The sequence below is a fragment of the Streptomyces sp. NBC_01013 genome (assembly GCF_045162765.1).
Lineage (GTDB): Bacteria > Actinomycetota > Actinomycetes > Streptomycetales > Streptomycetaceae > Streptomyces.
Genome location: NZ_CP108687.1, coordinates 7,373,744 through 7,396,768, shown reverse-complemented (window position 1 = coordinate 7,396,768; position 23,025 = coordinate 7,373,744). Strand labels below are relative to the sequence as shown.

Sequence of the window (23,025 nt, the reverse complement as noted above, 5' to 3'; positions counted from 1 at the left end):
CCGTGTTTCCGGCGAGTTCCAGCCAGAAGACGCTGAGTCAGAGATAGTGGTCACCCACACAGACCCACCAGAGCTCGACCACAGACGAAACGAGCCGAACACATTCGAACATCGCCCGGTCGCAGCACCGGACGGGAGGGAAGCGCCATGGCGTCGACACGCCCCACCGAGCCGGAGGGACCCGCGGGATCCTCCGCGAGGGCGGACCAGATGTTCGCACTGCAACGCCGCGAACGGCTGATGGACCAGCTGCGGCTGCACGGCGCTGTTCGCGTACGCGATCTCGCGCAGGACCTCTCGGTCAGCGAGCTGACGATCCGGCGCGACATCGCGGCACTGGCCGAGCGTGGCCTGCTGACCCGGGTGCACGGCGGGGCCACGCTGCCTTCCGCCCTGGAGCAGGAGCCGGTGCGGCGGAGACGGCTCGCCATGCCCGCGTTCACGATCGGGATGGTGGTCCCCTCGCTGGACTTCTACTGGCCGCACATCGTCAGTGGCGTCCGCAACGCCGCTGCGGCGCACGGCGTCAACGTGCAGCTGCGGGGATCCAGTTACGACCAGGCGGAGGACCGTCGGCAGATCGTCCGGCTGACCGAATCCGGACAGGTGCAGGGATTGCTCCTCGCGCCGAACCTGGAGGGCCCCGGCATGCACGAGATGATCGACTGGATCGGCAAGCTGCCGGTCCCCGTCATCTTCGTGGAGCGCAACACACCGGACTGGACCCCGACGCCGCACCAGCTCGAATGGGTGCGCAGCGATCACGCGACCGGGCTGGAAATGGCGGTCCGCCATCTGCACACACTCGGCCACCGCAATATCGGGCTCGTGCTGTCCAAGGGCAGCCCCACCTCCGCGCACCTTGCCGTGGGTTGGCATCGCGCCTGCGCCGAGCTCGGTCTGTCCGCTGACTTCCTGATACGTGAGAGCGTTGCCCTCGACGTGCCCGGACACCGCCGGATCATCGGTGACATCCTGGAAGGCTGCCGCCGCTCGGGCATCACGGCGCTCATCGTGCACAGCGACCCCGACGCACTCTCGGTGGTCCAGTACCTGACCGAGCAGGGCATCCGCGTCCCCGACGACCTGGCGATCGTCAGCTACGACGACGAGGTGGCCCATCTCGCCGATCCGGCGATCACGGCCGTGCGGCCGCCCAAGGCACTCGTGGGCCGCACGGCCGTCGAGATGATGCTGGCGCGGCTGCTCGAAGGCAGCCGTCGCCCGGCCCAGCGGTCGCTCATCCTGCCGGAGTTGATGATCCGCGCCTCGTCGCTGCCGGCCGCGCCGCACTCCGTGCCCGTGCCCCCGGCGCGGCGGCGCGAACCGGCCTGAGCGGCCCCGGCGATGCCTCCGCCGGGACCGCTCGCTCCGCACGGACCGTCTACTGCGCGGCGTCCTCCTTGCGCGCCAGCCGGCCGTACGCCGTCCGCAGCCTGCTCGCGAGCTGCTCGACGCCGATGGTGTCGAGACTGTCCGGCCCTGCCACGGCGGACTTCGCGGCAGCGACGGCGTGCGCGTACACGCCCCACGACGCGGCCGTGTAAGCCTCCTGCTCCGGCATCGCGAGCTCCGCGAGGGCGCGGCGGATCGGACCCGTGTCCACGACCTCGCCGCCCTTCTCGCGGAAGGCGGAGAAGGTGTTCAGGGCGTCGAGGACAAGCGTCCCCGACTTCAGCACGAACCGAGCCCGGTGCCTGCCGTCCGGCAGGCCGCGCAGGGCGTACGCCGCCAGCCGCTTGTCGGTGGCGACGGTCTTCGCGTTACTGGCGACGAGTCCGCCGTCGACATAGACGTCGAGGACCGCGCTCCCGTCGTTGCCACCGATGATGTCGACCCCCGTACCGCGGAACGGCACGGTGAAGGACGCGCCGGCCGTCGTGCTCGTCGACGTCGACCGGTACCAGTCCATCGCGTCGCCGAACGAGGCCTTCCGGCTCCACGTGCCCTCGTAGCTGACCGCACGGTCCATGTTGTCCAGCTGCGCGCCGGCGTAGGGCGTGTAGCCGTCGACCCTCTCGACCTTCAGGTCGTCGAACCCCGTCCTCTGAAAGCCGCTCCCGAGCTTGACGCGGCCCTCGGTCTCCGGGGTGGGGTCGTCGTAGGTCGCGATCGCCTTTCCGTCGACGAAGGCGGTGACCACGGCCCCCTTCGCCTCGACGGCGAGGTGGTAGCCCGCTGCCGCCCCGGCCTTGCCCTGCGCGAGGGCCCGGCCGTACTCGTAGAACGTCCAGGCGCCGTCGGCACCGATGCGCAGGTTGTAGGCGGCGTCGCTGATCGCCATGCCCTTCTGCTGGCGCACGCCCAGGGCCGCGAGACCGCCGTCCGGGTCGGGGAAGGAGACGGCGACGGACGCCTTGTAGTTCTCCCAGCGGAAGTCCCCCACCGTGGTGTTGGGGGTGTTCTTGTTCCAGGCGCCGGTGTCCTTCATGGACTGGTCCATGTACTGGTAGAGCACTCCGTCGCCGCCCACCTCCCACGCACCGGTCTGGTCGACCATGTATCGGGGCTGGTTCCCGCGCGAGGCGAGGTACGGCTGGAGCGTCCTGCCGACCTTGACCCTTCCCTCTTCGTCGTACGCGAAGTCGTCCGCGTAGAGATACGTGTCGTGGGTGTCACCGCGCTTGCCGTTCCTGTCGCTGTCGAGGACCGTGCGCTCCCCGGACTCGGGCAGGCGCTGCTTCGTGGACGCGTCGGCACTTTTGTCGAGCGTGGTCAGGGTGGTGATCGACCGCGGCTTCACGGTGTACGCGTACACCCCATCGACGTCCGGCCGGATCTGTTCGACCAGGTGTTTGAAGTTGGCGTCGTAGCGCTGCCCGGCGTCGGCCGCACGGGTCTCCCACACCTCCATCGTGGGGTCGCTGCCGAGACGCAGGTCCTCGGCCTTGATCCGGTAGGTCTTCGGCTGGTCGCTGTCGTTGACGACGACGGTCGAGAAGTCCTTCTTCCCAGGATCGGCGAGCGTCATGTAGCTGGGGGCGCCGTTGGAGCCGTCGAGATTCTCGGTGCCGCTCACCCCGCTGTAACTGGCTTCGGGAACCGTGCGCCATATGCCCGCCGTGTTCGTGTCGTTCTCCCAGCCCGTCTTCGCGAATCCGGTGAACTGCTGCATCACGTACAGGGCCGCGTCGTAGTGGAGGTATCCCGACCACGGGTCGCGTGCGCTCACCAGCTCCTTGTGGCTGTACTGGGCGCCCTCGTAGAAGGAACCGATCGCCGGCTGGAAGATGTAGTGGGTGCGTTTGGAGTTCGCGTAACTCTTGACGAGGCGGTTGGCGACGTCGAGAGCACTCTGCACACCGCCGATCCCGGTACTGGCACCGTTCGGGCCTTCCGTGTTGTTGACCCTGTAATCGGTGTAGCCGAACGAAGCGGTCCCCTCGCTGTACCAGACCTCCTTGTCCTGGCCGTAAGGGTTGTCGCCGGTCGCCAGCTTCGTGTACGGCAGGTACGTGGAGCTGTCCGCAGTGCCCTCGCGCCGGTCCTCCGTGGTGTAGTGGTAACCCGCCGCGTCGACGATCCCGAAGAGATCGGCGTCACTGAGCATCGCCGGGCCCATGTTGAGGGTGTTGTTCTCGTCGGAGGCGACGATTCTGATGCGGTGATAGGCCTTGGCTACCGCTTCCCGCTTGCCGGGCGGAATTCCGTAGCGCGCGCTCGCGAAGTCCGTGTCGTTCACTACCGCGTTCTTGTACCACTTGACGAAGGAGACGTCGGGCGAGCGGGTCTCGTTCTTGTCCGGGTTGACATAATCGATCATGTACCCGTACTTCTCGTAGACGTCGAGCACGGTCTCCTTGTACCAGCGGTACATCTCGTCGGTGCCGGTGCCCTTGTTCCACTCCAGCTGGACCCATTGGGGCATTTCCCAGCGCAGGATCGAGACCTTCAGCTCGGGGTTGACCGTCTTGGCGTCGGCGGCCAGTTGGAACCCCGGGGAACGAGAGGCGTCCGCGAGCTCGTCCCGGGTGCGCATGGTCGCGGGGTCGGCCCCGGTCGAGGTGTTCGTGTCCGACCCCATCTCGACCTTGACGTGATTGACGAGGGGGCGGTCACCGCCGAACAGCACGCGGATGAGCTGCCAGTACCGCCCGGGGTGCTCGGCCTTGTAGTCCATCAGCAGATTGCTTGTGCTGTTGCAGCTGAGCACGCCGAGGCCCTTGTACGTCAGCCCGTTCACGTTGTCGGCACGCACGTCGTCTCCGTCGACCACGACTTCGACCGGATCGTCCGCCGCGTGTGTGGGAGGCGCCGCGACCAACCCCGTCCCCAGCGTCACGGCGGCGGCCGCGGCGAGCGACGCCCACCTCAGCCTTCTCTGCGCGCGTGTCTTCAGGTGTGTGCGCGCCTTCGTGCGCGTGCGCGTCTTGTCTGTACGCATCCAGCTTCGTTTCCTTTGCCTCGTCTGCCTCGTCCTGGCTCGGGCGCGGGAACATGACACAACGACGGCGTTCAAGCCTTCTACGGATCATCCGCACACGACCACACTCATCCGCACTCGAACATCGAGTCGTAGGGCGGGCCGGGGCCGGGCGCACTCGTCCCCGGGATACCGATCCGCAGTCGGCGGGGCCGTGGTGGTGGGGCATCGAGGCGGAGCAGGACGTCGGCGGCCGGGGAGCCCAGGACCGCTCCCCGGCCGCACACGACGAGTTCGATCAAGGGCACAGCCGGGCGTCGTGGCAGGGAAGCCGGCGACCGGCTGACGGTCTCCGCCCTCGCGGAGACATCGTCAGCCCGCCGTCGCCGGTACTCCCCCGCCCGCAGGGCAGTCGGTCCTCAGCAGCCGACCGGCGAGGAGCCGACGACCACGTCGTCGAACCACAGGGTGTCGTCGCCGGTCCCGTAACTCTCCCAGCCCAGCCGCAGGGCGGTGGGCCTCGGCGGAGTGGTCCGCGAAAGCCACTGCGCGTCGACATCCTGCGTCGGCACACCGTCGGCGTGCAGCCCCGGCACCTGCTCGTCGTCGAGCCAGGTGTCGAGTGCGGGTGCCGAGGTGTCCACGGCGAACCGCAGGCACTGCCAACTGCCCGTCGGCAGGGGCCTGCTCAGTCCCACCCCGACCGGACTCTGTGCCGGGAGCGTGGCATCGTCGCTTTCCCGGTTCCACTGCAGGGCGCCGTTCTGTCCGCCGATCCGCAGGGCCTTGCCACCCTGGGAACTGTCCGGCATCGAGACGAAAGTGACGTGCGCGGCCGGGAGCGCGGTGGTGTGCCGCACCCACATGCGGATGTGCAGCACCGGGCCGACCGCCGAAAGATCGGCGGTGGCGGCCACGAAGGCATGGTTGCAGTAGCCGGCATGACCGTCCAACCGCAGCGACCGCGAACCACTGTGCGCGACCTCGGTGTCGACGGCGGCCGTGCCCGTGCCCTGGCAGTCGGGCGCGGTGAACCGCCAGTTCCCGGCGGGGGCCGGTCCGGCCTGGTCCTCGAAGTCCTCGCACACGGCCGCGTCACCGCACTCCGCAGAGGGGGGTGTGGTGGGGGGCGGCGTGGTGGGGGGCGGTGTCGTGGGGGGCGGCGTGGTCGGCGGCGAGGTGCCGTCACCGCCGCAGGACACGTCGTTGAGGGCGAAGTCGGCGGGCACCGGGTCGGTCGACTGCCCGGTCCCCTGGAGACCGAAGTCGACGGTTCCGCCGCTGGCAAGTTCGCCGTTCCAGGCCGTGTTGACGGCGGTCACGGAGTGGCCGGTCTGCGTGACGGCCGCATTCCAGGCGGAGGTGACGTGCCGGTCGCCGGCGTACGTCCACGTCAGCCGCCAGCCGCTGAGCGCGGAACCGGTATGCGTGATGCGCACCTGGGCGGTGTAGCCGCCGGTCCACTCGTTGACGGTGTAGTCGACCCTGCATCCGGACGCCATGGCGGAGCCGCTGGCCGGCACCACGACGAAGAGGGACAAGGCCAGCGCGAGGGCGGCACCGGCCGCTGTCCAGGATCTGCGCAGTAATCGCGGGCGGAGAATCGGCATGTGCGCCTCCTCGGGTGGGGCACCGTAGGGCGGTCCCGAGAATGGGAGCGCTCCCATTCATCACACCGACATGACGGCGTACTGTCAAGATGGTGCCCCTGCGGAGTTGCCGGGCCGCAGCCGGCCCCACCACCCCCTCACGCCACCGACGCGTCGAACCTCCGGGCATGTGCACGGGTCGCCCGGCCGCCCCTACGCCGGCAGCTTCGCCGAAGTACGGGCGCGGGAAGGGCCGGAGGCGCCGGCCCTCGTCGAAGGCGTACGGGCTCGGTCCCCGGCCCGGTGGGGGCGAGGCTCCGAGGGCAGGTCGACGGCCGATCCGGTCGACACCCGCATGTCGACCGGATCGACCGGGCCGTTCCCGGTTGCAGTGGACTCATCAGGCCCTGCCCGCCATCGATCCCCGTCATCGGGGAGCATCGGTTCTGACGGGCTCCACGCCGTCGCGTGGCCCAGGAATGTCCTGGTCCCTCGGGCACGTGCGCCGCCTGGCGGCGAAGGATCGCCTGCCGACAGAACGGGCCGATCGGGAACTCCTGGGCCAGTAGGGCCGACGGAGTTGGTGGTACGGCGATTCACTGCGGCCGCGCGTCGGTTCCGGCGTGACAGGGGCCACGTCAGCGTCGCCTACGCGTCAGCCTCCTCGTCCTCTGCCGGCAGTGGATCGCCGAGCACGAAGATCCGCCCCGGCGACGCTGCCCCGGCCTCACCGGAACGCGGCGACATTGCGGGCGGCCCAGTCGGCGAAGGGGCGGGGGGCGCGGCCGAGGACCCGCTGGACGTCCGGGCTGACGCGCAGCTCGGCCGGGCTCGGGGAACCGAGGATTTCCAGGGTGTCGTCGGCCAGTTCCGCCGGCATGCTCCGGCTCATGGCGGCCTTGGCCTCGTCGCGGGTGAGCTCCTGGAACTTCACCGGCGAGCCCAGAGCGTCAGCGATGGCCTGCGCCTGGCGGCGCGGAGTGATCACCTCCGGGCCGGTCAGCTCGTAGACACCGCCGATGTGACGGTCCTCCAGCAGGCAGGCCGCCGCGACCGCGGCAATGTCCGCCGGGTCGATGACCGGCACCCCGACATCACCGAAGGGCGCGGCGACGACCTGTCGCATGCGGACGGACTCCGCCCACCACAGGGCGTTGGAGGCGAAGCCGCCCGGCCGCAGGATGATCCACTCCACGCCGGACTCCCGCAGCGTGTCCTCCAGGGCGCGCATCGCGATCCGTGTGGGGCCGAAGGGCCTGGTCACCACGCCCAGCGTAGAAAGCAGAACGATTCGGCGGACCCCGCCGGACGCCGCTTCGCCGATGATGTCGGCAGGGCCGGCTCCAGGGGCATGCAGGTCGCCGGACAGCAGCAGGAACAGCGCCTTCGCCCCGGCCAGGGCGGGCCTGAGGCCGGCCGGCTCGGCCAGATCGGCCACCAAGTGGCGGACGCCGTCCGGCTCCGCCGCCGGGTGTCGTGAGATTGCCGTCACCTGCTGACCCGCCTCGGCGAGCGTCCGCGTCAACGGCCGGCCGATGTTGCCGGTAGCCCCGGTCACCACGATCATGATCAGCTCCCTGTCGTATGTCCTGTGTGGCCGTCACGCTAAGAGCAAGAGCTAACTTTTGGTAAGGACATACCTAGAGGTAAGCTCCTGAAATGACGGGAAGCGCGCAGCACACACAGGCCGAGGCCGGGACGCGGTATGACGTGTTTCACACCGACTGCCCCGCGCGCGATGTGGTCGACCACGTGACCAGCAGGTGGGGCGTCTGGGTGCTGATCTCGTTGCGCAACAACAGCCTCCGGTTCTACGAGCTGCGCGAGAGCATCCAGGGCATCAGCGAGAAGATGCTCGCCCAGACCCTGCGGGCGCTGGTCCAGGACGGCCTGGTCTGGCGGGAGGTCGAGCCGACGACGCCGCCTCAGGTCACCTACGGGCTCACCGAGTTCGGACGGGACGTCGGCGAGCCGCTGACGGAGCTGTTCGACCGGATCACACAGCGGCTGTCGCCGCCCACCGCGGGATAGCGTGGTGGTGGCCGGCGCACCTCCGCGAAACGACGGACGCCCCGAATCCTCGCCCTGCGCGCCGGCTCGCCGCCGGAGGCCAAGGGCGGTCCCTCAACTGGCGGAGTGTTCCCCAAGGCTGGCCGCCTCGGCCGCCGGATACCTTGTGCGGCCAGGATCCTGACGGGCTGGATCCCGTAGTGACCATGGCTGAGCCGGTGCACGTAGCCATGCCCGCCGGCCGTTGGTCGACACCACATGCGGCGATCCGTCCGGGGTGGCAGGGGCAACCTTCCGCCGGTGTCGGCCGTCATGTACGGCATGAAAATCTCCTTTCTTATACACAACGCATACGGGATTGGAGGAACGATCACCACCACGTTCAACTTGGCCCGAGCGCTCGCCGATCGGCACGACGTGGAGATCATCTCGGCTCTCCGGACCCGGGAACGGCCGAACCTCACTCCCGACCCGCGCGTACGACTGCGGCCCCTGGTGGATCTGCGGCACGAGAGGAACGACCCGCGGCATCTCACACCGTCGAAGATCTTTCCCTCGTCCGAGTACCGCTACCGCGAATACAGTGCGCTCACCGATGTACGTCTCAGCGAGGCGCTGGAGTCGCTGGACGCCGATGTCGTCGTCGGTACCCGCCCAGGCCTCAACGTCCATCTGGCCCTCCAGGCCCCCGCGCGGTCCGTACGGGTCGGACAGGAACACCTCACGCTCAACAACCACCCGCCGCGGCTGCGCAACGCGCTGCGGCGCGTCTATCCGCGTCTGGACGCGATCACCCCCGTCACTGAGGCCGATGCCGCCGTCTACCGGCGCAGGATGCGGCTGCCGGGCGTACGGGTGCAGGCGCTGCCCAACAGTGTCCCGACCCCAGGCCTCCCGCCGGCGGACGGCCGCGAGCGGGTCGTGATCGCCGCCGGCCGGCTGGTGCCGGTGAAGCGGTTCGACCTGCTGATCGAGGCCTTCGCCACGGTCGCCGCCGAGTATCCCGACTGGAAGTTGCGCATCTACGGCAGGGGCGAGGAGCAGAAGCGGCTGCATGAGCTCATCGACCGGCTCGGGCTGTACAACAACGTTTTCCTGATGGGCGCGGTGGCCCCGATGGAAGCCGAATGGGTCAAGGGATCGATCGGGGCGGCGACATCCGATTTCGAGCCCTTCGGCATGACCATCGTCGAGGCGATGCGCTGCGGGCTGCCCGTCGTCAGCACCGACTGTGCGTACGGTCCGGGCGAGATCATCACCCCCGGGCAGGACGGCCTGCTGGTTCCCGTCGGAGACCGGGCCGCGCTGGCCGGTGCCCTCCTGGACCTCGTGGGCAACGACGAGTTACGCCGGCGCATGGGGCGTGCCGCGCTGGAGAACTCCCGGCGATACGCCCCCGCCCCCGTCGTGGCCCAGGCCGAGCGGCTGTTCGAGGAACTGCTGGCGGCCAGGCGCGAAGGCCGACCGGCGCGCGGGACGGGCCATGCCCTGGTGAGCGGCGGCTACGAAGCCCGGGACACGATGCTCGTCGCGGCAGGCAGTGTCGTGCGGGCCGTAAGGAAGGCGCGGCGATGACGGACAGCCACAGCGGTGACGGTGACGGTGACATGAATGGACCGGTGGAGAGGCCCCGCGGGGAGGTGACCGTGGAGGGGGAAGGACGGTTGGTCGTCCGCGTGCGGTTGCCGCTGCCCGCCTCGGCACGCCCCCGGCTGCTGTTTCAAGTGCGCCCGAAGAAGGGAAGGCCGGAGGAAGCCGGGCACTGCGTCGCTCTGGAGCCGGCGGGTCAGGACCAGTGGCAGGGCGTACTGGAGACGGACCCGGTACTCGAGGAAGGCCGCTGGGACGCCTTCGTCGTGGGCTTGCCCGGGGAGGAGCGCACGCCGCTGCTGGCCGGCCTGCGTGATCTGCGCGCACTGGTGTCCGGCGGGGGCGGCGACCGGGCCGTGCCGGTGGCGGTCCGGATCCCGTACGCCACCAAGGACGGACGGCTCGCCGTACGGGCGTGGTGGCGGGTCGGGCACGCGGAGGCCGGCCGGATCGACCTCTCTGCTGACTCGATGACCGTCACGGCCCGGCTGTTCGGCGCCCGGCTGGGGAAGGGTGCGGCAGCGACGCTGAGCCGACGAGGACAGGCCTCCGCCGTACGGCAGATCGCTCTCCGGCCCGAGGGAGGCCAGGACTTCTCGTTCACCGTCGGTTACGAGGAACTCGTGGCAGAAGGCGGAGGGCTGGGAGCCGGCGAAACACAGGTGATCTGGGACGCGTACATCCGCCCGACCGCCGACGCGCCGCGGATCCGGGTGGCCCGGCTCCTGGACGACATCGCGGACCGCAAGGCGGTGTTCGTCTACCCGGCCGCCACGCTCGGCGGGGTATCCGTGCGTCCGTACTACACGGTCGACAACGACCTGTCCGTGGAGGTCGCCGCTCGGCCCGCGCTGTGAACGTCGGTGCGGAGCAGCGGGGTCGATGCCCCGACACGCGGCTCCGCACCGCGCGCGGCACGGACGGGAGCAGCGGGTGGCCGGGGCGGGGCCCCGGCCACCCGTACCGTGTCTCGCCCGGCGGCGTTCAACCGCGGACGGGCCGGGCCGCCCGTCCGCCACGACGGCGAGTCCCCCGACGGTGCGGCGCCCGGTCACGGGGGCGCGTCTGCTCACGAGTGCGCGTCGGAGATATTCCGCACGACGGTGCGGGCCAGGTCCTGCGTGATCCCGGCGCTGCGCCCGTACCCAGCCGTATCACCCCATTCGATGCCGCTCACCTCATACGTGACAGTCACCAGCACGTTGTCCAACCGGACGCTCGTCGCGACCGTCGGACGATCCTCGCTGTACCCCACGGCGGTGACGGCCTCCTCGCCCACGCCGCCAGGGTCTACGGCGTACTGGGAGACGACCGGCCCGACGGGGAGTCCGTGGCCGAAGATCCCGTCCGCCCTTTCGACAGCAGTTGACGAGATCGTGGGTGTGCACACGTCCACAATGATCACCACGACGGGGTCTCCCTCAGTCGCCGTGCCGGCCTTCCAGGAGCAGTACCTTTTGACGGCTTCGTAGTCGTGCGCCTCGGACGGCGTTCCCCGGGGGGCCGGGACGAACTTCCGCAGGACTTCGCGACCCACCACCTGGCAGACGGGGGAAACCGATTCGTACGGCCCGGCCTCGGCTTTCAGCAGAAACATGTCCACGCCCATCGCGAGCGACCCGACGGCGAGAACGAGGCTGGAAAGGAGGCCCACCACCGGTCGGAGTTCCTCGGTCCGTGAGCTGCTCGGCGGCACGCGAGCCGAGGCGGGCTCTCCGGCCTGCGCGGCCAGTCGCTCCTGGAGCCGGGAGTGCCGGAACTGGTACACGGCGCCGGACTGGCGGAGCACGCCGAGACGGTGGGCCTCCTGGAGGAGACCGAGCACGTTCCACGGAAGCTTTCCCGCACCCCATAGCCACAGTCTGGACGCACCGAACCCGCACCAGGCGGACGACGATGCGCCGAGCACCGCGAGGGCGACGACTGTGACGACCGTGGTGATGGCCGCGGTGCCCGGTCGGGCGTCGGTGAGGAACAACTCCGGTGCGACCGCTGCGAAGATCAGAAGCCCGGCCGCCCGCCAGGCCGCCGAACCTGCCATCAGCACGTTGATCAGCCCCATCGTTACCAGCGTCGCCTGTCGGTCCTCCCTCAGCGTCCGCTCCGGGCCGCGCGTGGCCGTATCGCTCGGGTGGTGACGGACATCCGCACGAGGTTCCTCCACCGTCGGCCCACCAGGGGCCCGGGGCCGAGGTCTCTTCCGGCGCAGAATCAGACGGCCGGCCGAGAAGATCACGGAGGCAGCCGCGACGATCACTTTGACCAGCAGGTACTGCAGGAGCCAGTAGTAGAGCAGCCCCACGCCGAGCACCGCCACGACAGCGAGCGCGGGCCGAACCATCCGCCCCGGCTCGACGCGGGGGACGTACCGCGGCGGAGATCCCCGCGAGCCGAACACCACATCGGCGAGCGAAATCAGGCTGAGCACACAGAACGGGGCCCAGACCGGCATGCCGATGCCGAACCAGGACGTCTGCCGGTCGACCCGCCAGCCGAGCACAGCCGTTGCCGAACCCAACGCCAGCAGCGCCCCCGCGGCCCGGGCCGCTCTCGGACCCGCCGCGCTCAGCCGCCACCACTCCAGGTCCTGGGTCCCCAGAGAGTTGAGGTGCTGCGCCAGGAACATCAGCCGTCGCGCGGTCCGCTCCGATTGATCCGTGACCGCCGGAACGAGTTGCCCCAGCAGGTGGTCCTCGATCGCGGCTCGGCCGGGAAAGCGGAGGGGGTCCAGAAGCTCCGCGGGATCACGCGAAGTGTCGCTGTAGGTGATACGGGCCAGACCCGTCATCAGCGGGGTCGTCAGCACGTCCCGCAGCTTCAGGGCCTGCAGGTCACGCGGGTGCTCGCGCAGCAGGGTGAACACGGGGTCCCATTTGGTGGCCACCGTGCGGCCCACCACCAGCTTCCGGGTCGTGCGGCGCAGATAGTCCACTGCCTCCTGCACACTCAGTGGCTCCACCCGTACCGCCGCCGTGGCCGGCAGCACGGTGTCGGCCTGTCCGACGGCGGCCTCGTACTCGTCGGCCCTGCTGGTGAGCAGAAAGGGATCCGTCTCGCCGAGCGAGGCGCGGAGTCTTCGCAGAGCGTGATGCCGCGTCTGCGTGCTCATCTCGTCGAAGCCGTCCAGCACGGGCAAGAGCCGGCTCGACCTGAGGAGTTCGGCGGCGACTGTCCCGCCCGCCACGGCCCGCCCCGCGAGCGCCGGGTGGTCGGCCGCCAGACGCTCGGCCGCCCAGGACTCCAGGTCCTGCGTCGCAGGGTCCCACGAGGCCATGGGAAGGAGTACGGGGACACGGCCGCCGGGCCCCCTCGCCCGCAGGCGGTCGAGAGCGAAGCGCAACGCGAGCACGGATTTGCCCGCCCCGGCCTGGCCGAGAATGAGCAGCCGACCGGAAGGGATTCTGGAATAGACATCGTGGAGAGCGCCACTGCCCGAGAGATCGAGCGGCGCGTCACGCCTGTCGTCCGTGCGAATGTTCGTCCAGTGATCCCCGAACTCCTCCGCATTGACCCAACGCACCGGTAGCGGAGCCGGGTGCTGGAGCCTGCGGAGTTTCATCTCGCGATTCCACAACACCTCAAGTTCGCCGGCGAGTTGTTCGCAAGCCCCTTCGAGTTGTCGGTCCTGTAGGCGTACGAGCCCCGGGTTTCGCCAGGCCCGGTTCAGCCGCCAGCGCCGAACAGCGGGCCGCAGCCGCGGGCTTGTGAGCACGACACACACGAGCCCCGCCAGGAGGAGCGGTCCCCGGATCCAGCCGTCGGCGTCGTACGCCACCCACACCAGGGTGACGCCTGCGACGAGCACCAGGAACGGTGCGAGCATCCGCACGAGGGCCCGGCCCCTCCCCGGGACAGGCACCCCGTCATGGTCGGTCACGTCCGAGGAGTAGTAGATGTACTGATCCCTGCCCACCATGTGGATCTGGGAGTTGTCGTGGGCGTGCGCTTCCTGACGGGGCGCGGGCTCCTCCGCCGGGACGTTCACGCTCCGGTGATGTGCTGGTCCCTGCCCGCCAGGAAGACGCGGGAGTTGTCGCGGGCTTCCGCCTTCATGACGACCGGCGCCTCTCGGGTCTGCTCCGACCGGGACAGAGCGGGGCCGAGGTGATCGTCCAGCAACAGCCGCAGTTCGGCGGCGAGGCCGGGGGTCTCGGCGAGAGCCTGCTGGAAGCGCATCCGCCAGACCCCGGCCAGCGCCTGCTCGGTCTCCTCGTCGTCCGCATCACGCGCCGCGAGCACCTGCCCACGCAGGGCGTCCAGCTCGGCGCCCACGTCGTCTCCGTGGTCCGGACGCACGCGGCGCCACATCGCCACCGTCGCGGCCTTCGACTGCAGCCAGGCATCCGTCGCCATGGCGCTCACCAAGGCGGTTCCCGCCGCCAGTACGACCGGGTCCATTCCCCACCCCCACGGATAGTGGTCCGAGGACCAATGTAGGTGTTTTCAGAGGCACTTGGGGTGTCGCTATCGCGCCCTTCCGCAGCAGTTCCCACCGGACCAGTTCCCGCCGGCCGTACAAGGAGAAGGCTCCTGCGCCCGCTGCGGCGGCCTCGGTCCGGCCCGGCCGGTGGATCAGCCGGGGCCGGTGTCAGGGCTCGCGACGGATCATCGCCGCGATGGACAGCCGCCTGAGGGAACGCTCTCGCGCCCCTTCCACCAAAGATCAGCCTCCAGGACAGTCGCCGACCTCCCCCACAGGTGCCGCCCGGGACCTCCGCACGCGCGGGTGGGGGCGAACGAGCGCGTGCCGCTCATGGGGCCTCAAGGCTCTCCCGCGAGAGCGCGACGCGCCTTGCGCCGCGCCTCAGCGGGTTCGGCCGGGAGATGAGGAGTCCGGGGTCGGCGCGGCGACGCACCGAGGTGCCTGCTGTCAGGTCCCGTACGAGACGTGCACGTCCTTGAAGCCGAGGGAGTGCAGGAGGCCCTCCAGCATGCTGGTGGTGTTGGCCTCGGCCCTCGTGGTCAGTCCGCTGCCCTTGGCGGCCTCGCCGATGTGCGAGACCGCGAACTTCTGCACCGCGTGCTCGCTGTTGGGATTGTCCGAGAACACGTCTCCGAGGCGGTCGAGCAGGCCACGCTGTTTGGAGACGGCGTAGGAGTGGTCGACATCCAGGGCGGGCTTGCCCAGCTGCGCGTGCGGGAGCCGCAGGGTGGCCGAGGTTCGGTCGTCGTTCACCGTCACGTCGTTCCCGCCGACCCTGGCGAGGTCGACGTACGCCTCCACGGTGCCCGCGCCCACGTAGAGCGTGCGCGATCCGCGGACCGCGTCCGGCAGGAACTTGGCGTCCTTCTCGAGGTCGACGACCACCTGGAAGTTCCCCGAGGCGGCGTCGAAGCGGCTCATGTCCTTGATGGACTTGAGGAGAGCGGGGCCCGAGCGGTCGGTCGTCTCGGTTCCGAACAGACCTTTGATGCTCGGCAGTACGGCCAGCCTGATTCCGGCGAACAGGACGGCGAGCACCAGCACGAAGGCAGTCACCACCTTCGCCCAAGCGGGCATGCGTCTGGGCAGCTTCCTGAGGGGAGTCGTCATCCGATGGCCCTCCTTTCCTGTACTCCGGATGCCCCCAGAAACCCTGACGAGACGGGTGAGTTGAGATACGTACGACGGACAGGCGCATTCGGGTGGGGGGACGGGCGGCGCGGGCATCTCCGACCATCGCATGCCGTGTCCGGCGGGCCCGGCCGGCAGCCGAAGGAAGCCGCCGTTCCTCCAGCTCCGGGCCGCTCCAGCGCCGGGCTCAGCTGACGTCCCGGCCGTGCCGGGGCTTCGGAGCACCGGGCGGTACGAAGCAAGCGGTGATGGTTTTGCCCGAGGCCTGCGGATGCGTGGTCCAGTCGTCGGCCAGCGCGTCGACGATGGCCAGTCCGCGGCCCCCCGTCGCCGTAGGGTCCTCGGACTGCTTGGTGGGCGGCAGGGGGTCGGAGTCGTGGACACTCACGTGCAGGCAGTGGCTGTCCCAGGTAAGGACCAATTGGGCGTCACTGTGCGCATGCACGTGCGCGTTGGTGACCAGCTCGGAGACACTGAGCAAGATCGCGTCCACGATCTCGGGGGCGTCCCTGGTCCAGGCCAGGGACGCCAGGTGCTCCCGTGTCCACTGCCGACCGGCGCGCACTCCTTGCGACACCGGGAACGACTGCGCCCATCCCATCGCGCGCAGCGACGTGTCCTTGGTCATCGACCCTCCCTCACTCGGCTCTCCATTCCCTACCCCCGTCCTTGGAGCACACCCCTGCGGTCTCGGCGCTCAGACCGACCCGGGGTTCTGAATTCGAGGCGGAAACGGGGTCTGCCCCTGGGATGTCCGGGCACACGCACCTCACCGCTATCGAGAGGAGCACCCCCGTGCTCGGCATTGCAGCAGCCGTCCTGTTCGGCATCGCCTTCCTGATCAACGCAGCAGACATCACCACCAACGATGTCTTCTCCTCCGTGAACGTCATGCTCCTGGGCCTGACCCTTCTGGCCCTGCACGTCGCGGGAATCGGAGCATCCCGCCCCGCCCGCAGACGCTGAGGACACCAGCGGATGCCGGCGTGGGGCGAGCGCTCATCGCGCTTCCTCCCCCGCCCCACGCAGAACAGCACTGGCCCCACGGCCAGGGCTGTTCTGTCATTTTCGTCCTCGCCCCGCCGGCGGCGGTCGCCGGCCGCTGCCGCCCCGGGGCCGCCACAGGCGTGCGCTCAACAGGCTGGTCCGCTGCTCGCGTCGGACTGGGTGAGGATGCGTCGAAGCCAACGAGTACGGGCGTCCCGGGCATCCTGGCTGAGAGCTGCCTGCGGTGCGACTGTGTCGAAGCCGTGGAACGCTCCGGGCCACACATGCAGTTCGGCTTGGCCACCGGCCTGCCAGATCGCGTTGGCGTAGGCCACATCCTCGTCCCTGAGGGTCTCGGCCGACCCGACATCGATGTAGGCCGGTGGCAGCCTCGACAGGTCCTCGCACCGCCCGGGAGCCGCGTAGGGCGACAGTTCCGAGTCCCCGAACCGTGCACCCAGTAGTGCGTGCCACGCCGTTGCGCTGGAGGTTCGATCCCAGATGTCGACGCCGGCCATCTGGTGGCTGGAGAAGGTGCTGTTACGGTCGTCGAGCATCGGACACAGGAGCAGTTGTCCGATCGGCGCAGGCCCCCGCCGGTCACGGGTGAGCAGGGCGAGTGCCGCCGCGAGTCCGCCGCCGGCGCTCTTTCCGCCGACGATGATGCGGTCCGCGTCCATACCCAGCCGGTCCGCGTGCGCTGCCACCCACACGAGTCCGGCGTAACAGTCCTCCACCTGCCCCGGGTACCGGGTCTGCGGTGCCAGCCGGTACTCGACGGAGATGACGGCCAACTCCAGTGCGAGAGACCAGTCGCGGAGCAGCTTCGGAAGCACCGACCACGCTTTGCCCGTGATCATTCCACCGCCGTGCATGTAGTACAGCAGCGGCAGCGGTCCTGTCAGCCCGGCGGGCCGTGCGCTCACGAGTGTGACGTCCGGCCTGCCCGACGCCCCCGGAACCCGGAGCTCATCCACCTCGAACCGGCCGTCGGCCCGCAGGGCCTGGCACGTCGGCCGGGGCCGGGCCGAAGCATCCCGCTGTTGCCGGGCCGAAAGGTTCTCCGGGGTGAGCGGTTGTCTTGCCTCACTCCCCAAAGCCGCCAGCGCCAGGCCCAGTTCGGGGTCGATGGGTGGTGTGGCCCGGACCGTCGGGGCCGGGCTGTCCCGCTCGGCGGGACAGCCCGGCGTGTGTGCCGCCGACGCTCGGGCGAAGTTCATGTGGCGCAGTGAATCACCCGTCAGGCGGCGGCCACAACGCGTTGGTGGAGGCCACAGGTAGGGATCGTCAGAGCGGAGCGCCATGGGAGCATTCCGGACTGCCTCCGCTTGCACGAACGACGCCGGCTCCAGCCGCACCCTCCGGTACGGACCGGACACCTGGCGGTCGGGCGGAAAGGGGGGCGACGCGCTGAAGGCGCCCGTCGGTCGCCGGACGTACGGACGGACGGGCGCGCCGCCCACCGTCCGTCGCGCCTGGCCCGCCACCTGCCAGGTCCGCTCTCAGAAGGCGTACCTGACGTCCAGCCACGGCGCGTGCGACGCCAGCAGCTCCCGCAGGCGCGTCAGGGACTGACGCTTGATCTCCCGGGCGTAGCGAACGTTGAGGTCGCCGTTCTGCGAGCGCTTGGTCTCCTGGGCGGACGGTTGCCACAGCACCTCCTCGGCGCGGGGGTGCCAGCCGAGGTTGACCTCGTGGAGCGCCTGGTTGTGGGTGAGCATGATGATCTCGGCCGCTGCCTGCTCCTTCACCCGGGTGGGCAGGACGTCGTCGAGGTGGGTGAGCAGCTCGGCCCAGTCCTGCTGCCATCCCGGGCGCAGGACGACCGGTGAGAGGTTGAAGTGGACCTCGTAGCCTGCGTCGAGGAAGTCGGCAGCCGCGGCGATCCGCTCGGCGACCGGACTGGTACGGACGTCCAGCAGCCGCGAGTCACCGGCCGGCATGAGGGAGAAGCGCACGCGGGTACGACCCTGCGGGTCGAGCGCGAGCAGGTCGGGATTGACGAACTTGGTCGCGAAGGATGCCTTCGCCGTGGGCAGGCCCCGGAACGCGGCGATCAGATCTGCTGTGTTGTCACAGATCAGGGCGTCGACGGAACAGTCGCCGTTCTCGCCGATGTCGTAGACCCAGGACCGGGGATCACACTGGTTGGGCTCCGTCTTGGGACCCTGGGCGCGTACGTGTCGCCGGACGTGGGCCACGATCGCCTCGATGTTGGTGAACAGCGTGATGGGGTTGGCGAAGCCCTTGCGGCGGGGGACGTAGCAGTAGACACACGCCATCGCGCAGCCGTTGGACGGGCCGGGGGCGATCCAGTCGGCAGACCTGCCGTTGGGGCGGGTCACCAGCTTGTGCTTGACCCCGAGTACGAGCGTCTCGGTCTTGATGCGGACCCACCGGCCGATGTTGCCGTCGTTGCCGTGCAGGGAGGGGATCTGCCAGTGGCCGGCGACCTCGATCACCCGGACTCCCGGCAGCCGGGCCATGATCTGCCTGCCGCGCGGCGAGTCCAGGGCCGCCGGCTCGGCGTACACCTCCCGTACGTCGAGCATCCGGCGCGCCGCCGCACTGTCCCGGAACGGCTGGTCCACGGCCTGCGCCGGTGCGACGTCCGACCACCCGAAGAGCGCCTGCTGTTCGGGCTCCCGGGCGTCGCCCGGGACGGATCCCGCCGACGGCTCGTCCACGTGCTTCTCCTTGTCCTTGAGTACGGGCATGGCCCCGTCGCACGAGCAGAGCCGACGGGGCCTTCGTCAGTCATGCCGCACGCCGTCGACGATCCGTTGACAGGTCGGCGCACCGCTCGAAGCCGTCGCCCTCCGCACAGATCAAAGCGCACCGCGGTACGGGCCGTGCCCCGCACACGCCGGGGAGCCGGTCCCCGCGGAGCCACCTCGCCGCGACCGCCCCGCCGGGCCCTCCCGCCGGCGGCCGCGCCCTGGTGCGGAAGCGGTCGGTCGCCCGATGACCGCGCCGCCGCCCCGGCGATACAGGCGCCGTTGATCCGTGCGCACTTTCTCCACATATTCGGAGGCAAAGTGACGGCGTGAACACGCGTGCCCGGAAAACGCTCCATAAATGCGCCATCCATTCGCAGACGACGCACCGGGGCGAGCGATTCCCACACAATTTCACACCGCCGCAACGCGGAAGTCTTGCGCACTCCCTCAGCAGCACACTTCACCGGCCGTCCAGAATTGCCGGGACAGCCGGACCGGAGAAACCTGCACACGGCATGCGCACACGCGTCACCGTTGCGGTCACAAGACACCAGGTGAGGGCTGCCCCAAGGGACGATTGGGACGGTATTACCCCACGTCAGGCGTGAAGTTGCGAGGACGTCGAATTCATCCGGTGAAGCTCATGGAGAATCTGCTCACGCGCAATGAACGCCTGTGCACGTCATGAGATTCCAGCGGATCGACAACCACGAATCCGTCGCAGTCCGATTGGTCGTACGAGGCACAGGCATGCTTTGATCCTGGGCCATACGGAGGCCGCACGACGGGCTCCGTACTAAGCAATTTCCATATGAAGGGCGCACATCATGAACTACACCCCCCAGGTCGAGACCGCCGAGATCTCCGACAGCGACCTCGACAACGTCTCGGGCGGCCTCGTCGGCGGCCTCGTCGGCAACGTCACGGGCACGGTCGAGGGCATCGTCCCGGTCGCCGGCCTCGTCGGCTCGGTCACCGGTCTCGTCGAGGGCACCACCGGCGTGAACACGGGCGCGGTCACCGGCCTGGCCGCCGGCCTGACCGCCGGTCTCTGAGACACGGCAGCACCCCGCCGAGCCCCGGAACCCGTCGGTTCCGGGGCTCGGCGCCGCCCGCTGACAGGTGAGGGAAGAGTTCCGTGCAGTTCCGCCAACAGGCCCTTTCCAAGCTGCAGTCGCCCGAACAACTCGATCTGCCGGTGCGCTTCGCCCGCCCGCAGGGCCTGTTCGTCCTCTGCGTCACCGTCGCCGTGATGGCCGCCGCCGGCTTCTGGGCCGTGACGGGCTCCGTCGCCGGCACCCTCGACGCCCCCGGCATCCTCACGCATTCCCGTGGCAGTTACATCCTGCAGAGCCCCGTGGCCGGACAGGTCACCGAGGTGCTCGCCGACGAGGGCGAGACGCTACCCCGGAACTCCCCCCTGCTCAAGGTCCGTACGGAGCGCGGTGAACGCGTCGTCCGCACGATCGACGCGGGCCGGCTCACCTCGGTGACGGCCACGATCGGTGCCGTCGTCACCACCGGCGCGGACGTGGCGAGCGTCGAACGGATCGAGGGCGCCGACGACCCGCTGATCGTCCTGCTCTACGTATCGGGAAGCCGTGCCGCATCGGTCCCGGTGGGCGCCTCCGTCGACCTCACCGTCCAGTCCGTGCCCGCCCAGCAGTACGGGGTGCTGCGCGGCAAGGTGGCCGCGGTCGGCAGGACCACGCAGACACAGCAGCAGATCACCCGCTTCCTCGGCGATGCCCAGCTCGGCGAGCAGTTCTCCCGGCACGGCAGGCCGTTGGCGGTCCTGGTGAAGATCGAGCACTCGGACTCCACGAAGTCCGGCTACCGGTGGTCCTCGGCCGACGGCCCTCCGTACGCGGTCGGCTCCATGACCCTCGCAACCGGCTCCGTCCGTCTCGCCGACCAGCGCCCGATCGATTGGCTGCTCCCGTGACCGCACCGCACCCGTCCCCCACCGCCCAGCAGCTGCCGCCGGGCCGCGGCAGGCACCGCCCGGAGGGGGCCCCCGGCAGCCGGCGGCGGTCACGTCAGGCGCCGAGGCGCGCGCGGACCAAGACCGTACGCACTCCCACCGTGCTCCAGATGGAGGCCCTGGAGTGCGGTGCCGCCTCCCTGGCGATGGTGCTCGGCCACTACGGCCGCCATGTGCCCCTGGAGGAGCTGCGGATCGCCTGCGGCGTCTCCCGTGACGGTTCGCGCGCCAGCAACGTACTCAAGGCCGCCCGTAGTTACGGCCTCCGCGCCAAGGGCATGCAGATGGAGCCCGCGGCCCTCGCGGAGGTCACGGCGCCCGCGATCCTGTTCTGGGAGTTCAACCACTATGTCGTGTACGACGGGGCGGGACGCCGTCTGGGGCGGCGGGGCGTACACATCAACGACCCCGACAAGGGACGCCGGTTCGTGCCCGCCGAGGATTTCGACACCAGCTTCACCGGGGTCGTCCTCGTCCTCGAACCCGGCGAGGACTTCGAGCGCGGAGGGCGAAGGCCCGGCGTCATGGCCGCCCTTCCGGCCCGGCTGCGCGGCACGACGGGCACGATGCTGGCGGCCCTGCTCGCCAGCCTGCTGCTGGTGGCGGTCGGGGCGACGCTCCCGGCTCTGAGCCGCACCTACATCGACATGTTCATGCTTGGTGAACAGACCTCCCTGCTGGGCGTGCTGTTCACCGCTATGGGCACCATGGTCGCCCTCACCGTCGTACTGACATGGCTGCAACAGGCGAATCTGCTGCGCGGCCGCATCATCGCGTCCACACTCGGCAGCGCGCGCTTCTACCGGCACCTGCTCCGGTTGCCCGTCACCTTCTTCTCGCAGCGCAGCCCCGCCGATCTCGTCCAACGCCTCCAGTCGAACGACGCCGTGGCGGAGACCCTCGCCCGGGATCTGACCGCGGCGGGCGTGGACGGCATCGTCGTCCTCCTCTACGCGTTCCTGCTCTGGACCTACGACCCCCAGCTGACCGTGATCGGAGTGGGGATCGCGTTGCTCAACGTGGTCGCCATGCGCATCGTCGTACGGATGCGGGCCGTGGGCACGCAGAAGCTGCGGGCCGACAGTGCCCGGCTCACGAACACCTCGTACACCGGGCTCCAGCTGATCGAGACGATGAAGGCCACGGGGGGCGAGAACGGGTACTTCCGCCGGTGGGCCGGGCAGCACGCGACGACGCTGGAGGAGCAGCAGCGGCTCGGGGTGCCGAGCGCCTGGCTGGGCATCCTCGCCCCCGCCCTCGCGACGCTCAACAGCGCGCTGATCCTGTGGATCGGCGGACTGCGGGCAGTCGAGGGGCACATCTCGATCGGCCTGCTCGTCGCCTTCCAGGCTCTGGTGACCCGCTTCACCGCACCGGTCACCCGGCTCAACGGGGTGGCGGGCAGGGTCCAGGACTTCGCGGCCGACGTGGCCCGGCTCAAGGATGTGGAGAACTTCCCGGTCGATCCGCTGTACTCGCGCCGTGAGCCGGTCGCGAGCACCCGCCGCCTCAAGGGCCACGTGTCGCTGGAGGACATCACCTTCGGCTACAGCCCGCTCGACAAGCCGCTGCTCACCGGCTTCTCGCTGTCCGTGGGGCCCGGGCAGCAGGTGGCGCTCGTCGGCGGCTCGGGCAGCGGCAAGTCGACGGTCTCGCGACTCATCTCGGGTCTCTACAGCCCTTGGGAAGGCACGATCCGCATCGACGGGCGGCGTCTGGAGGACATACCCAGGGGTGCGCTGGCCGCATCCGTGTCCTTCGTCGACCAGGACGTCTTCCTCTTCGAGGGGACGGTCCGGGACAACGTCGCGCTGTGGGACCCCTCCGTCCCGGACGAGGCCGTGGCCGAAGCTCTGCGGGACGCCGCCCTGTACGAGGTCGTCGCCCGCCGCCCCCGCGGTATCCACAGCCGGGTGGAGCAGGACGGCCGGAACTTCTCCGGCGGGCAGCGTCAGCGCCTGGAGATCGCCCGGGCGCTCGTGCGCCGTCCCAGCATCCTCGTCCTGGACGAGGTGACCAGCGCGCTGGACGCCGAGACGGAGCGGATCATCATCGACAACCTTCGACGGCGCGGCTGCGCCTGTGTCGTGATCGCGCACCGGCTGAGCACCGTGCGCGACAGCGACGAGATCGTGGTCCTGGACCACGGGACGGTCGTTGAGCGAGGACGGCACGAGTACCTGGTGGCCGCCGGGGGCCCGTACGCCGATCTGGTCGGGGAGCACTGA

Annotated in this window: 18 protein-coding genes; 8 read left to right on the top strand and 10 right to left on the bottom strand. The window is 69.8% G+C overall.

The features are described from left to right. Positions 1-147 precede the first annotated feature (147 nt). Positions 148-1,335, top strand: coding sequence for a substrate-binding domain-containing protein (locus OG538_RS32280; protein ID WP_406099016.1), 1,188 nt, complete (start codon positions 148-150; stop codon positions 1,333-1,335). 49 nt (positions 1,336-1,384) lie between these two features. Here OG538_RS32280 and OG538_RS32275 read toward each other — a convergent pair whose 3' ends face one another. The 4 genes from OG538_RS32275 to OG538_RS32260 form a co-directional block, all read right to left on the bottom strand. Then, positions 1,385-4,384 (bottom strand): GH59 galactosidase, encoded by a 3,000-nt coding sequence (locus OG538_RS32275; RefSeq protein WP_406099015.1) that lies wholly within the window; start codon positions 4,382-4,384, stop codon positions 1,385-1,387. Between the two features lie 107 nt (positions 4,385-4,491). Further along, entirely contained in the window at positions 4,492-4,671 is a 180-nt protein-coding gene (locus OG538_RS32270) for a hypothetical protein (protein WP_406099014.1), read from the bottom strand. A 111-nt stretch (positions 4,672-4,782) separates the two neighbouring features. Then, positions 4,783-5,973 carry a cellulose-binding domain-containing protein gene (locus OG538_RS32265; RefSeq protein WP_406099013.1) on the bottom strand — a complete coding sequence of 397 codons (1,191 nt, stop codon included), beginning with the start codon at positions 5,971-5,973 and terminating at the stop codon, positions 4,783-4,785. A 706-nt stretch (positions 5,974-6,679) separates the two neighbouring features. Next, the gene (locus tag OG538_RS32260) at positions 6,680-7,519 is read right to left on the bottom strand and encodes an SDR family oxidoreductase (protein ID WP_406099012.1); all 840 of its coding nucleotides are present in this window, start codon (positions 7,517-7,519) and stop codon (positions 6,680-6,682) included. Positions 7,520-7,611: 92 nt separating this feature from the next. Here OG538_RS32260 and OG538_RS32255 point away from each other — a divergent pair, with 92 nt between their 5' ends. The 3 genes from OG538_RS32255 (at position 7,612) to OG538_RS32245 (ending at position 10,409) form a co-directional block, all read left to right on the top strand. Further along, positions 7,612-7,983: a winged helix-turn-helix transcriptional regulator gene (locus OG538_RS32255; RefSeq protein ID WP_406099011.1), complete on the top strand. Its 372-nt coding sequence runs from the start codon at positions 7,612-7,614 to the stop codon at positions 7,981-7,983. 300 nt (positions 7,984-8,283) lie between these two features. Continuing rightward, positions 8,284-9,537, top strand: a complete 1,254-nt coding sequence (locus OG538_RS32250; protein WP_406100394.1) for a glycosyltransferase family 4 protein — start codon at positions 8,284-8,286, stop codon at positions 9,535-9,537. Beyond that, positions 9,534-10,409 (top strand): hypothetical protein, encoded by an 876-nt coding sequence (locus tag OG538_RS32245; protein WP_406099010.1) that lies wholly within the window; start codon positions 9,534-9,536, stop codon positions 10,407-10,409. Before OG538_RS32250 ends, OG538_RS32245 begins: the two co-directional genes overlap by 4 nt. A 212-nt stretch (positions 10,410-10,621) precedes the next feature. Here the strand turns inward: OG538_RS32245 and OG538_RS32240 are convergent, their stop codons facing one another. The 4 genes from OG538_RS32240 to OG538_RS32225 all read right to left on the bottom strand — a co-directional run bounded on the left by OG538_RS32240 (position 10,622) and on the right by OG538_RS32225 (position 15,734). Continuing rightward, complete coding sequence (locus OG538_RS32240; RefSeq protein WP_406099009.1) at positions 10,622-13,537, bottom strand: NACHT domain-containing protein; 2,916 nt, start codon at positions 13,535-13,537, stop codon at positions 10,622-10,624. Beyond that, positions 13,534-13,950, bottom strand: coding sequence for a hypothetical protein (locus tag OG538_RS32235; protein ID WP_406099007.1), 417 nt, complete (start codon positions 13,948-13,950; stop codon positions 13,534-13,536). The genes OG538_RS32240 and OG538_RS32235 overlap by 4 nt, the downstream gene beginning before the upstream one ends. Before the next feature lie 472 nt (positions 13,951-14,422). Then, positions 14,423-15,085, bottom strand: a complete 663-nt coding sequence (locus tag OG538_RS32230) for a DUF4230 domain-containing protein (protein ID WP_406099006.1) — start codon at positions 15,083-15,085, stop codon at positions 14,423-14,425. A gap of 208 nt (positions 15,086-15,293) precedes the next feature. Then, entirely contained in the window at positions 15,294-15,734 is a 441-nt protein-coding gene (locus OG538_RS32225; protein ID WP_406099005.1) for an ATP-binding protein, read from the bottom strand. 167 nt (positions 15,735-15,901) lie between these two features. On the opposite strand from OG538_RS32225, the gene OG538_RS32220 reads away from it, so the two are divergent. Beyond that, positions 15,902-16,072, top strand: a complete 171-nt coding sequence (locus OG538_RS32220) for a hypothetical protein (protein WP_406099004.1) — start codon at positions 15,902-15,904, stop codon at positions 16,070-16,072. 167 nt (positions 16,073-16,239) lie between these two features. On the opposite strand, the gene OG538_RS32215 is transcribed toward OG538_RS32220, so the two are convergent. Then, positions 16,240-17,313, bottom strand: coding sequence for an alpha/beta hydrolase (locus OG538_RS32215; RefSeq protein WP_406099002.1), 1,074 nt, complete (start codon positions 17,311-17,313; stop codon positions 16,240-16,242). 282 nt (positions 17,314-17,595) lie between these two features. Beyond that, positions 17,596-18,810, bottom strand: a complete 1,215-nt coding sequence (locus OG538_RS32210) for a spore photoproduct lyase family protein (RefSeq protein WP_406099000.1) — start codon at positions 18,808-18,810, stop codon at positions 17,596-17,598. An 830-nt stretch (positions 18,811-19,640) separates the two neighbouring features. On the opposite strand from OG538_RS32210, the gene OG538_RS32205 reads away from it, so the two are divergent. The 3 genes from OG538_RS32205 to OG538_RS32195 all read left to right on the top strand — a co-directional run bounded on the left by OG538_RS32205 (position 19,641) and on the right by OG538_RS32195 (position 23,025). Beyond that, complete coding sequence (locus tag OG538_RS32205) at positions 19,641-19,868, top strand: type A2 lantipeptide (protein ID WP_406098999.1); 228 nt, start codon at positions 19,641-19,643, stop codon at positions 19,866-19,868. A gap of 83 nt (positions 19,869-19,951) precedes the next feature. Next, positions 19,952-20,758, top strand: coding sequence for an HlyD family efflux transporter periplasmic adaptor subunit (locus OG538_RS32200; RefSeq protein ID WP_406098998.1), 807 nt, complete (start codon positions 19,952-19,954; stop codon positions 20,756-20,758). Then, complete coding sequence (locus OG538_RS32195) at positions 20,755-23,025, top strand: NHLP family bacteriocin export ABC transporter peptidase/permease/ATPase subunit (protein WP_406098997.1); 2,271 nt, start codon at positions 20,755-20,757, stop codon at positions 23,023-23,025. Before OG538_RS32200 ends, OG538_RS32195 begins: the two co-directional genes overlap by 4 nt.